Origin of the sequence: Phocaeicola dorei (assembly GCF_013009555.1) — a bacterium.
Lineage (GTDB): Bacteria > Bacteroidota > Bacteroidia > Bacteroidales > Bacteroidaceae > Phocaeicola > Phocaeicola dorei.
Window position 1 is genome coordinate 5,534,753 of record NZ_CP046176.1, and the last position, 13,598, is coordinate 5,548,350.

Consider the following 13,598-nt stretch of genomic DNA (forward strand, 5'->3'; position numbering starts at 1 on the left):
AGTATGAAAACATTTCGTTTTGTTTTATTGCTGTTTTTGGTATTGAGTATATCCAATACAGCTTGGGCGCAAAACCAGACTGTAAAAGGTAGGGTGATGGACTCTAAATTAAAAGAACCTCTTATGGGGGTTTCTATTTTGGAAATAGGTACTTCAAATGGTACTGTAACTGATTTGGATGGTAACTTTACGCTTTCTGTTCCTAAAGGAGTTGTATTGCGTATTTCTTATGTGGGATATTTAGTTCAGGAAGTTCCGATAAATGGAAAAACATATCTGGATATATTTTTGAAGGAAGATACTGAATTATTAGATGAGGTGGTGATTGTGGGGTATGGGGCCCAAAAGAAAGCTACATTATCCGGCTCTGTAACGAGTGTAGGTGGTGAGAAGCTGGCAAAAACTCCAGTGACGAATGTATCACAAGGATTAGCCGGACGTTTACCGGGCGTGGTCGCTGTTTCCAACACTTCAGAACCAGGATATGATGGTGCTACTATTACTGTTCGTGGGGTTAATACCTTTGGAAAAGCTGATCCGTTAGTAGTTGTTGATGGAGTACCCGGACGTTCTTTGGAGCGTATTGATCCAAGTACTATTGAAACGATGTCTGTATTAAAAGATGCTTCAGCAGCTATTTATGGTGCTCAAGCTGCCAATGGAGTTATTTTGATTACAACAAAACGAGGAAAAGCAGGCAAGCCGAGAGTAGGTTTTACTTATAATTATGGAATAGCTGCTCCTACTGTAATACCGGAAATGACCAATGCTGTGGAATATGCTACTTTGATGAATGAAATAGATAAGTATGCCGGTAATAAGGGCCGCTATACGGTAGATGATCTTAGATTATATGCTGATGGTTCCGATCCTTGGGGACATCCGGATACGGACTGGTTTAATGAAACATTGAAATCATGGTCTCCACAAACTTATGCCAATGCTACTATTGATGGTGGTACAGAGAATGTGAAATATTTTGTTAGCGTATCAGCCAAAGGACAAGATGCATTTTATCGTCATAGTGGGTCAAATTACCATCAGTATGACTTGAAGATGAATCTTGATATGAAAATTAATAAATATGTTGATACTTATGTCAATGTAACAGGAAGAATGGAAGATCGGAAATATCCAACCCGTTCTGCAGAGAATATTTTCCGTATGCTGATGCGATCTAAACCTAATTCACCGGCTTATTGGCCTGACGGCCGTCCGGGACCCGACATTGAATTTGGTGATAATCCGGTAGTTATATGTACCAATCAAACTGGTTATGAACGTGATAAGCGTTATGTGTTAAATGGGGATTTCGGAGTTAATATCAAGGTGCCTTATGTGGAGGGATTGACTTTGAAGGCTACTGCGTCACTTGATAAGACGTTCCGTTTTCGTAAAATATGGCAAAAACCTTGGTATTTGTATTCATGGGATGGGACTTCGATGGATGAAAATGGCCAGCCCCTATTGGTGGAAGGAAAGAAAGGGTTTAGTGATCCTCGTCTGACAGAATCAATGGAAGACAATTTGGGGGTATTATTGAGTGGTATCGCTAGTTATAGCCATACATTTGCTCAAGATCATGATGTAAATATTCTAGCAGGTGTAGAACGTATCACGGATAAGGGGGATTCATTTGAAGCTTATCGTCGTTATTTTCTTTCTGCCACTATTGACCAGCTTTTTGCTGGTGGTCAGGATGAAATGAATAATACAGGTACAGGGTATGAGGAAGCCCGTTTAAATTATTTTGGTCGTGTGAACTACGCTTATAAGTCTAAATATTTGGTAGAGTTTGTTTGGCGCTATCAAGGTTCCTATATTTTTGATCGTTCTAATAAATTCGGATTCTTTCCGGGTATTTCATTAGGATATGTAATATCTGAAGAAGATTTTTTCAAAAAGAAATTGCCCTTTATTAGTTTTGCCAAAGTACGGGCATCATGGGGACAGACAGGAAATGATTTGATTGATCCTTATCAGTATTTGGCTTCCTATACTTTCAATGATTTGATGTATTTGACTAATAATGGTGCAACGATGAACCAAGCATTGAAAGAAGGAGTAGCTCCTAATCAAAATGTGACTTGGGAAACAGCTACACAAAAGAATATAGGTTTTGATTTACAATTTTTGAATGGAGATTTGGCATTTACCATTGACTATTTTTATAATAAACGCAGTGATATTTTATGGAAACGAAATGCTTCTGTTCCGAGCACTTCCGGATTGGTACTTCCTGATGAAAACTTAGGGAAAGTACAAAATCAAGGGGTAGATTTCAATATTGATTATCGTAGAAATTTTAAAGATTTTCGGTTGGGTATAAACTTGAATGGGGTTTATGCTAAAAACAAAATTCTTTTTTGGGATGAGGCACCTGGTACTCCAGAATGGCAGAAGTCCACAGGCAAACCTATCGATTCGGGACTTTATTACGAAGCTATCGGCATATTTAAAGATCAGGCAGCTGTAGACGCGTATCCTCATTGGGCCGGTGCACGTCCGGGGGATATTATTTTCAAAGATGTAAATGGGGACGATGTGATAGATGGCAATGACCGTGTTCGTAATGATAAGAGTCGTACTCCACGATTTACAGGTGGATTGAATGTAGATTTAGGATATAAGGATTTTGATCTCTCATTTTTGCTGCAAGGTGCTATGGGGGGAGTTTTCTATCAAACGACAGAATCGGGTGATTTTGCCAATTTCTTAAAGAGTTTTTATGATAACCGTTGGACAGAGGAAAACCCTGATGCTGATTCTCCCCGTACCTATAATCGAAGTAATGAATATTTTATAAATCAGCAGAATACATTCTGGTTGCATAAAACTGATTATATACGTCTGAAGAATATAGAATTGGGATATACTGTACCATCTATATGGAGTAAGAAAATAGGTGTGGAACATTTACGTATTTATATTAATGCTTATAACTTGCTGACATTCAGTCCTGATATGAAGGATTATGATCCCGAAAATACAAGTGGATCGGGATATAATTATCCGTTGAATAAAGTGATAAATTTTGGAGTAAACCTTACTTTTTAAATAAAATGAAAAATATGAAACGTTTATATGGATTACTTGTATTGCTATGTTTTATGCTAACAGCATGCAATGATGATTTTTTGGATGTGGACCCAGTAGACCGTTATTCAGATGCAGTTGTCTGGACGGATGAGTCATTAATAACCTCTTTTGTTAATAATATTTACGAGGGACAGAAATGGGGATTTCATACCGTAATGCTTTCTTCTTTGTGTGATGAATCAATGGAGGTTTGGGCATGGGAAAGTCAGCCGATAGTGATGAGTGAATTGAGTCCGAGCTATCAAGGTATTCTTGCCCCTAATTTTTGGATTATAACCTTCCATAATATAACTTGGACCAATCTTTATAAAAATATTCGTGCCTGTAATATCTTTTTTGAAAATGCAGAGAAATATGCTTTAGAAGGAGATGTTGTCGATAAACTGAAGGGTGAAGTACATTATTTACGTGCTTATTTTTATTATTGGTTGTTGAGCCAATGGGGTGGTATCCCTTTGATTGAGAAGTCTTTTACTCCTTCTGATGATTTACTCGTAGCTCGTAATACGTTTGAAGAAACGGTAGATTTTATTGTGAAAGATTTAGATGAAGCAGCTTCTATTTTGCCTTTGAACGGAGATAAAGCCCGTGCAACGAAAGGTGCTGCTATGGCTTTGAAAGCCCGTGTCCTGCTTTATGCGGCTAGTGATTTATTTGTTTCTCAGTCTTTATGGGCATCCGGTTATGAGCATCCTGAACTTATAGGGTATGTGGGAGGTGATCGTACGGAACGTTGGCAACGGGCCAAAAAGGCTGCTAAAGCTGTTATGGATTTAGGTATATATCATCTGTATGGTGAAAATGGAGGATGGAAAAATAGAGAGGAAGCTACTCAAAACTATGCTGATATTTTCTTATGTCATAATTCGGATGAAGATATTATGGTACAATATTATGATTATGTAAATCATAATAGCAGTGATTTTCAATTGCCTCGTGTTGGTTTGTTCAATAGTCCCAATGGTTTTCATGGTTGGGGCGGAAATACTCCTACTGGACAATTAGTTGATTCTTATGAAATGGCAGATGGCAGCAAATTTAGTTGGGATAATCCACAACAAGCAGCTTACCCTTATCAAAATCGAGATCCTCGCTTCTATGCTTCTATTATGTATAATGGTTCTTATTGGCGTCAACGTCCGGATGATACAGTAGGTAGTGATCCTGAAGGAATAGTACAAACTGCTTATTATCAGCAGTCAGATGGAAGTTATACACCAGGTTTAGACACTCGCCAAGGCCCTATTGAAGATTGGAATGGTTCTTATACAGGATATTATATGCGTAAGTTTTTAGATCCTTCAGTTAATCATCAGTATGATAAACAACCTTATCCTTGGCGTCAGATACGTTATGCTGAAGTTTTGTTGAATTATGCTGAAGCATGCATAGAATTAGGTGAAGATGCTGAAGCCCGTAAGTATATCAATATGATTCGTACAAGAGCGGGAATGCCTGACATACCAGATTCTGAAATGGGAGATGTCTTGAAAGAACATTATCGTAATGAACGTAAAATAGAATTAGCTTATGAACAACATCGTTATTTTGATATCCGCCGTTGGATGATTGCACCTGAAGTGATTAAGAATGTTCAAGGAATAGATATTCGCTATCCTTATGGAGTTACAGAGCCTAATTATTCCATTATTGATGTGCAGGAGAGGAAATGGAATGATAAGTCTTATTTACTCCCTATTTATTTGGATGAAATGCAGAAAAATGATTTATTGATACAAAATCCATTATATTAAAAAATCATAGATAAGCCCGTAGCTTAATGATGGCTACGGGCTTTATTAAAAAGAATGATTTTTTATTCCACTCCCAAATCCTTATAAGTTCTCGGAGCCGGAACGGGAGGTAATGGTTTGCGATCCTTTAACTCTTGTAGAATTACCTCAATGGCTTTATTCAACTGCTGGTCTTCACCTAACTGTTCTTTTACCGGGTCATTATCAATCAGAATATCGGGATCTACTCCATGGTTCTCCACTATCCATTGACCGGTCTTTGCATCATAATTGGTAAAGAACGGAACACGTACATCCGTACCATCCATATAAGGCAACGGGCCACTGATACCGATAATGCCACCCCATGTACGAGTACCGATAACTTTACCGATTTTATTTGCCTTAAAACTCCATGGGAACAAGTCACCGTCCGAAGCCGAGTATTTATTGATTAGCAATACTTTCGGACCCACTAGTGTTGCATCAGGAATGGTACCGATTTTGGTTGATCCACGACGCATGGTCAGGCGATAGGGTTCACGAAGCAAACGTTCGATAATCATTGGAGATACATTACCACCTCCATTGGCACGGTCATCAATAATCAAGGCTTCTTTATCGAGTTGGGGATAGAAGTAGCGGGCGAATTCATTCAGACCGTCCGGTCCCATATCGGGAATATAGACGTAACCTACACGACCATTAGTTGCTTCTTCCACTTTTTTGATATTATTCTGTACCCAGTTATAATGATACAATGGGTATTCATTGTCTAATGGTTTAATGACCACTTTACGTACTCCTTTACTTGATGCGGTACGGTTTATGCTTAGTTCAGTCAATACATTGGCTTTGCCTGCCAGCAGACTGTAAATGTTATCAACAGTAGCTGTTGAGATGCCATCAATAGCTGTGATATAATCTCCTTCTTTTACTCCGATACCCGGTTCTGTAAGGGGAGAACGCAGTTTCTGACTGTAAATTGCACCCGGTAGGATTTTGTCAATACGGTAGAAGCCACTCTTGTCACGACTCAGTTCAGCTCCCAGTAATCCCATTGGAATACGTTCGGGACCTTTTATTTCACCCGGATTCACATAAGCGTGTCCGCAAGCCAGCTCGGCAATCATCTCACCGATGATATAGTTCAAGTCCAGACGGGTTTTTGCATGAGGAACTAATACAGCATATTTTTCTTTAATCGCATTCCAGTCTACTCCATGCATATTTTCCAGATAGAATCCGTCACGGAAAGCCCGCCATGTTTCATCGAATATCTGAGCCCATTCTTGACTGTAATCAATGGGAGCAACCATATCGCTTAAGTTAATATTCTCTTCCAATGAGGCTTTAGTGCATGGAAAATCACAGATATACAGATTATTTCCTTTAAAGAACAATGCTTTCTTATGATTGGCAGCTACATCCATATATGCTCCTTCGGCTACGATTTCTTCTTTTTGTTTAGCCAAATCATATACTTTGGTATTTCTACCACTGGCATACCACACTTTTTTACCGTCTGAATAGAAATTATCGTAGTTACCTGCTTGTAAAGGTAATTTAATCAGTCTTCCGGGCAAGCCTTCCGGATCTATTTTAACTGTATTATTTGTGGCTTCCGGTTTTTTATTGGCCGCATCGGTAGTCTGTTGTTCTATGCTGACCATTTCATCCGAAGGTAATAAAGGTGACGGTGTGTCATTGGCGAGCATGGCCATATAGACTCCTCCCATACGATTATAGGCATGATTCCATTCTGTCTGGCTGTAGATGGGATTAAAATCTCTTTCGGAACTGAATATGAGGTATTTTCCATCCGTGCTGAAGACAGGTGAAGAAGAACTGTACCATTTTTCGGTCACCGGATATTCCTTACCTGAAGTCAGATGGTATACATAAATGACACTCATGTTATTAGCTCCGGATTTAGTATAGGTAATCCATTGGCTGTCTGGTGAATAGTTCACTTCATAGAACTCTCCTTCCGGATTCTGCATGACAGTCCGTTTCGCTTTTGAGGCAATATCAACTTCTACGATACGGTTTTTACGGTCGGTATAAAGTATTTTCTTGCTGTCCGGGCTCCACATCAGTTGGCGGATATAAGTATCATTGTTTTGGGTCAGTTGGATGGGATCACCCCCTTCGACAGATTGTAGCCAGATTTCAGTTTCACCGGTACGGTCACTGATATAGGCTATTTGTTTACCGTTCGGACTCCATTCTCCTTCCCGTTCATTGGCTCCCGGGGTGCGGGTGATATCACGGGTTACCCCTTTTTCGGCAGGGATATCGAATACTTCTCCGCGAGCAGTTACTACCAGACGGTGGCCATCCGGTGAAAGGCTGGCGGCAGTCAGGTTATCTGCTACCCGTTTCATTTCTTTTCGGGCATAGATATTGTCTGAAGTCAGCGTGATGGAGATTTTTTCTGATTTGCGCGTTTTAGGATCCAGTTTATAGAGGTATCCTCCATGTTCATAGACAATAATTTGTCCGTTACTGCTGGGGAATTTTACATCATAATCCGTATAGTTAGTTACTTTTTCAGTTTGTTTGGTCCGGATATTATAAACAAAGATATTCATGGTGCGATCCCGATCGGAAATAAAGTAGATTTCCTCTCCTATCCACATAGGGATAATATCTTGTGCAATATTATTGGTGATATTCTCTACTTTCTTAGCAGCCGGATCATAAATCCAAATGTCATCTGCCATGCCACCGCGATAATATTTCCAATTACGGAATTCTCGCATAACCCGGTTGTAAGCCAGCTTTTTTCCATCGGGAGAATAGCTGCAAAAACCTCCTTCGGGTAATGGAATCACTTCGGGCATTCCTCCGTTTTTCGATATGCTCCATAGTTTGCCATCAAAACCGTCACTGATACGATTGCGGTAGACTATGTTTTTTCCATCCGGCGTCCAAGTCATTACTATGTTATTGGGACCCATTCGATCTCCTAAGTCATCCCGGTTGTTTGTTGCTGTGTAGGTAAGTCGTTGGGGTTCGCCTCCGTCAGTTGGAATCAGATATACTTCAGTGTTACCGTCATATTGACCGGTGAAAGCAATTGATTTTCCATCCGGAGAAAAACGTGCGAACATTTCATAACCGATATGGGAAGTCAGCTTTTGTGCTTCTCCTCCATTCAAAGGTGCTTTGTACAGATCTCCGGCGTAAGAAAAGACAATGTCGGAGCCATTGGTAGCGGGAAAACGGAGTAATCTAGCCTCATCGGCATGTCCGGTGAAAGCTGTTCCTGCCAGTAACAGGGAGAATAATAGCTTTTTGTTCATTTTATTTAGGGTTTGATTTTCGTCGGAAACAAAGTTAGGTATTATTCTTCAGATTATGAGCTGGAACTTATTTCTTTTTTCAGTTGATTATTACTAGAGTTTTTTAATAAGAAATAGTTTTATTGGCATGATGTTTTTAAGAAATGCTATATTTGCAATATTAATAGTCTTAATAAAGATGGATGCAAGTATAGTAGATAAAGATTTGATTGAAAGAATAAACAAAGGAGAAGAAAAAGCTTTTGAGGTTTTATATAATAGCTATTTTGTCTATCTCTGTGCTTGTGCTAATTCTTATATCTTTAACCCTGTGGAAGCGCAAGATATAGTTAATGAAACTTTTGCTAAAATATGGTATAGGCGTGGTGAGTTATCTTTTCCTATTCATGCTTATTTGATACGTGCTATTCAGAACGGGTGTTTGAATTACCTCCGTTCGCTTCACAGCCGTGAAAGAATTATAGATGAATACCGTGAAGCATTACTTGAGTATCAAGAAGAATTTTGTGCTTCCGAGTGTTCGCCTTTGCAAGAAATGGAATTAGCTGATTTGGAAAAATCAGTCCAAAATATAGTGTCTTCCTTGCCTGATAAATGCAGGTTCATTTTTGAGCAATATCTTTATTCCAATCTGACTCCTCAAGAGATTGCAGATAAAAATAATATTTCAGTCAATACAGTCAGAGTACATGTAAAAAATGCCATGGATAAAATAAGAGAAAAGGTGGGATCTAGAGTAGGGATTCTATTATTTTTTCTTTTCTAAAAAAAGAATGAAAAAAATCTGTTTTTGGCTTAAATGTTTTGTCTGTTGCTTGTGTATTATCTATAGTAGATAATTCCAAAGATATAAAATGAACAGCCAAATAGATGAATTTGAACGAATAATGCTGGATTATCTGAAAGGCGAAATCTCGTCTGAAGATATGCAGAAACTAACTATATTACTGAAAAGAGAGAATGCTTGTCGCGAAAAATATCGTGAAATAGCCCGTTCTTATGCATTGGCATCCTCTTCTTGGTTTGCACGCAGGAAAGAGCAAAACTTTGAGCAATTGTGTGATACATTGAATTTCTATTCTTCTCGTAAACATTCTTTTTTCCGTAAAATAAGCGTTTGGAGAAGCGTTGCTATATGGACTTTACTGATTGGTTGTAGTATAACATTCTTTTATTTATATCATTCGTCTAGTCCAGAAGTTCTTACTCCTTCTTATTGTCAGATTGAGGTTCCCCAGGGGGCCAGTTCGAAATTATTATTGCCTGATAGTACCATTGTTTTTCTGAATGGGGGGACGGTTTTAAAGTATGATGTTTCTTTGCAGCAGCGGACTGACCGGAAAGTTTTTCTTTCAGGTGAGGCTTATTTCAAAGTTTCTAGAAATATGCTCAAGCCTTTTATTGTTCATACGGGGGAATTGAATATAAAAGTATTAGGTACAACATTTAATGTGGCTTCTTATCCTGATGATACGGAAATAAAAGTGAGCCTTGTGGAAGGTAGTGTGAATGTTTACACTACTTCAGATGCTAAAAAGAATATTCTTCTTTCTCCTGATGAGCAAGCTGTTTATAATAAAAATGATAAGGTATTGTCTATGAGAAAGATAGATGCGGTATCTCAAGCAGCATGGACTACAGGAAGACTGGTATTTGTTAATGAAAAGTTATTTGATATTTTGAAAACAATCGGGAAAAAATATGATGTACAGATACTTGTGCAGTCTCGGAAAGTGTATACTGAATATTTTTCAGGAAGTATAGATACGAATCTGACTTTGGATGAAATTCTTTCTTATTTAGATGTGGATAATAAGTTTATGTGGAGAAAGAAAGGAAAAACAATAGTTATTACAGACCGGTAACTGATAGATAAAAAGTACTGTGAAAAGTACATGCTTAAATAATTGTTAACTAAAAATTCTAAGTATGAAAAAAAACTTTTGTAAAGTTCGTAGGGGGCATTGCCTCTCTCTTGTATGGATAGTTTCATTTCTACTATGGGGAAATGTCACTATGGCCGCATTGCCTATTCAGGAGGCAAAACTTTCTATACAACAGCGTTCAGTGGCTTTGAGTCGGGTTTTTTATGAGATTGAAAAACAGACCGGCTACTCTTTCCTTGTTCGTAATAATGATATTAATATGAATGAGAAAGTATCTATTGATGTTAAAAATAAAAGTGTGGAAGAGGTGCTTGAGATGTTGTTTGTAGGGAAAAATATCCGTTATAAAGTGGAAGGGGAGCATATTTCTGTTTATAAACCCCAGCAATCAAGACAAAATGCAATTACCGGATTGGTTATGGATGTGGCAAAAGAACCAGTTATTGGTGCTTCTGTTGTGGTAATGGGATCTACTAACGGGTGTATCACAGATTTTGATGGAAAATTTTCTTTAGAAGTTTCTGAATTTCCTGTGAAGTTACAAATCAGTTATATTGGTTATAAATCTCAAGAGGTAACTGTACGTGATACAAAAACTATTCAGGTGGTATTACGTGAGGACACTGAAACTTTAGATGAAGTGGTGGTAGTGGGATACGGTTCGCAGAAAAAAGCAAACCTGACAGGAGCCGTTGCCTCGGTCAAGATGGATGAAGTGATAGGCAATCGTCCTTTGTCACAAGCTGCTGATGCATTGCAAGGTACGGTTCCCGGCTTGTTTGTGTCTAGTGATGGCAATGCTCCAGGTAAAAGTAAGTCATTCCAGATTCGTGGCGCTTATTCTGTAGGTATTAAAAATGATGATGGTTCTTATGGTAGTGCTATCAAGCCTTTGATTTTGATTGACAATGTGGAAGGAGACTTGGATATGGTTAATCCTGAGGATATTGAAACGGTTACAGTGTTGAAAGATGCTGCTTCAGCTGCCATTTATGGTGCCCGTGCTGCCGGTGGTGTAATTTTGGTTACTACCAAACGTCCGAAAGGAGAAACTTCTTTCCAACTGAATTATAATAATAACTTTGCCTTTGCAACTGCCATGAATTTGCCAGAACAGGCACCGTTGATGGAATATTTGCAGGCCTATTCTGATGCAGCCGGAGATCAATTCTGGACAATGGGTTCGCCTAGTGTAAGCAAATGGATGGGATATTTGGAGCAATATCGTAATAATCCGTCTTCTATTCCTACTGTCGGCGATGGTATCTTTAAAGATACGGATGGGGCTGTTTATTATATGAATGAAAAGGACTTGGTGAAGAACATGCTTGAGACTAGTTTCCAGCATACACATAATATATCAATGACAGGTGGTACTGATAAGCTCCGTTATCGTCTTTCTGCCGGATTTATTGATAATGACGGTGTGCTGATTACTGACAAGGATAAATACAGACGAATGAATGTCAGTGGATTTATATCTGCCAATGTTACAAAATGGTTTACTCAGGAAGCCACTTTTAGCTATGCACATAGTAAAAGAATGGAGCCAAAGTCTGCTTTGGGCGCTGTTTACAGTACTCGTCTTGCTTCTTTCTATCCGGAAGGCAATATGCCGGAAGGTATTTCTGCTGCAGGCGATGGATTACCTTTCTTTACTCCGTCCAATCAGATACGTTGGTCCAATCCAGAAAAAACATTGTATGACAATCCTCGTATTTTCCTGAAGTCTATATTGAAGCCATTAAAGGGATTTGAAATAGCATTTGAATATACTTTCGACAAGAATATATATGATTATAGCTGGTATACGGGAAGTGTGGTATATACTACTGTGCAAGGTGGTAAAGACACGACTCCGACCAATGACTATTTACAAAAAAAGAAAAGATATACCGACTATAACTCAATCAACTTGTATGGTACTTATGATTTCTCATTGGGTAATCATCAGTTTAAGATAATGGCAGGTTTCAATCAAGAATCCAGTTATCAGGAAACAATGGAGGCTTTATCCTATGGACAAGCTGTTATTGAGGTGCCTTCATTGGGTTCGGGTACATCTACATTGAAAGCTACGGACAAGTATAATGAGTTTTCTGTTCGCGGCGGATTCTTCCGTGTGAATTACAACTATCAGGATAAATATTTGCTGGAAGTAAACGGACGTTATGACGGTTCTTCTAAGTTTCCTAAAGAATCACGTTACGGTTTCTTCCCCTCTGTTTCGGCCGGTTGGAACATTGCACAGGAAAAATTCATGGAAAGTACTCAGAATTGGTTAGGTTCTTTGAAGCTACGTGCTTCTTATGGTATGATTGGTAACCAGAACGTGCCTGCTTATTCGTTTATTCCAACTATGGCGGTGAATAATAAATACAATGGTTGGATATCCAATGGTAATTATGTAACCGCTATTACTTCTATTCCTTCATTGGTAAGTCGTAACTTTACTTGGGAAAAGGTAGGGACATTAGACATCGGTATTGATTTCTCTATGTTCAGTAATCGCTTTACAGGTACTTTTGACTGGTATCAGCGTAATACGAACGGCATGCTTGCTCCGGGTGTGCAATTGCCTGCTGTAGTAGGTGCGGATGCTCCTTATCAGAATACGGCAGATATGCGTACACGTGGCTGGGAACTGAGTTTCAATTGGCGCGACCAGATTGGAAAGGTGAGCTACCGAGTCGGTTTCAACCTGTCCGACAGCAAGTCAAAGATTGTGAAGTATGACAGTAACTCATCCTACATATTAAGCAGCCAAAAGACGAATGCGCTGACGGGTGGAACATATACATTTTGGGAGTTTTATAAAGGTAAGGAATTAGGCGAAATCTGGGGATATGAAACAGATGGTTATTATACCGTAGACGATTTTGTCGATACTTCTTCATGGAAATTAAAGGATGGCGTTCCAAGCATAGATGGCTATAATCCTCGTCCGGGTGATGTGAAGTTCAAGAACTTAATGGATGATGAAAGAGGGACAAATATGATTTCCAGCGGTAACAATACGTTGAATAATCCGGGCGACCGTAAAGTGATTGGTAATGAAACTCCTCGTTATCTTTATGGTATTAATCTAGGATTAAACTATAAAGGTTTTGATTTGAGTGCCTTTTTGCAAGGAACCGGTAAACGCGATAAATGGATTGCCAATACATTGACTTTCCCATTATATTCTGACTTTAAGTTTATTCCTTTATATAAAGGTTTGGGTGATTACTGGCAACCGGTAGATGCTGCCAATGGTGATTACACAGCAGTTAATCCTAATGCTGAGTTCCCACGTATTTATGGCAACTATGGTAACCAAGGCTCTAATTACCGCCAGTCAGACAAGTACTTGTCCGATGCTTCTTATCTGCGTATCAAGAATGTTACTTTGTCATATACATTCCCCAAAGCATGGATTACCAAAATATCTTTGTCGCAGTTACGTGCTTTTGTCAGTGTAGAAAATCTGGCAACGTTCTCATCATTGCCAAAGGGTATCGACCCGGAAACGCTGAAATGGGATTATCCCGCATTCCGCACAGTATCCTTTGGGCTTAATCTTACATTATAAA

The 13,598-nt window shown here is 38.9% G+C and carries 6 protein-coding genes; 5 read left to right on the plus strand and 1 reads right to left on the minus strand.

Going from position 1 to position 13,598, the window contains the following annotated elements:
* Positions 1–3 precede the first annotated feature (3 nt).
* Together GKD17_RS22690 and GKD17_RS22695 are read left to right on the plus strand one after the other, a co-directional pair.
* Positions 4–3,057 (plus strand): SusC/RagA family TonB-linked outer membrane protein, encoded by a 3,054-nt coding sequence (locus tag GKD17_RS22690; protein WP_007834211.1) that lies wholly within the window; start codon positions 4–6, stop codon positions 3,055–3,057.
* 14 nt (positions 3,058–3,071) lie between these two features.
* Positions 3,072–4,853 carry a RagB/SusD family nutrient uptake outer membrane protein gene (locus GKD17_RS22695; protein ID WP_032935969.1) on the plus strand — a complete coding sequence of 594 codons (1,782 nt, stop codon included), beginning with the start codon at positions 3,072–3,074 and terminating at the stop codon, positions 4,851–4,853.
* A gap of 62 nt (positions 4,854–4,915) precedes the next feature.
* Here GKD17_RS22695 and GKD17_RS22700 read toward each other — a convergent pair whose 3' ends face one another.
* Complete coding sequence (locus GKD17_RS22700; protein WP_007834215.1) at positions 4,916–8,140, minus strand: S41 family peptidase; 3,225 nt, start codon at positions 8,138–8,140, stop codon at positions 4,916–4,918.
* A 178-nt stretch (positions 8,141–8,318) separates the two neighbouring features.
* Here GKD17_RS22700 and GKD17_RS22705 point away from each other — a divergent pair, with 178 nt between their 5' ends.
* The 3 genes from GKD17_RS22705 (at position 8,319) to GKD17_RS22715 (ending at position 13,597) form a co-directional block, all read left to right on the plus strand.
* Positions 8,319–8,906 (plus strand): RNA polymerase sigma-70 factor, encoded by a 588-nt coding sequence (locus GKD17_RS22705; RefSeq protein ID WP_005844047.1) that lies wholly within the window; start codon positions 8,319–8,321, stop codon positions 8,904–8,906.
* Between the two features lie 88 nt (positions 8,907–8,994).
* The gene (locus GKD17_RS22710; protein ID WP_007834218.1) at positions 8,995–10,005 is read left to right on the plus strand and encodes a FecR family protein; all 1,011 of its coding nucleotides are present in this window, start codon (positions 8,995–8,997) and stop codon (positions 10,003–10,005) included.
* Between the two features lie 64 nt (positions 10,006–10,069).
* Entirely contained in the window at positions 10,070–13,597 is a 3,528-nt protein-coding gene (locus GKD17_RS22715; protein WP_007834225.1) for a TonB-dependent receptor, read from the plus strand.
* The last annotated feature ends 1 nt before the right edge of the window (position 13,598 follow it).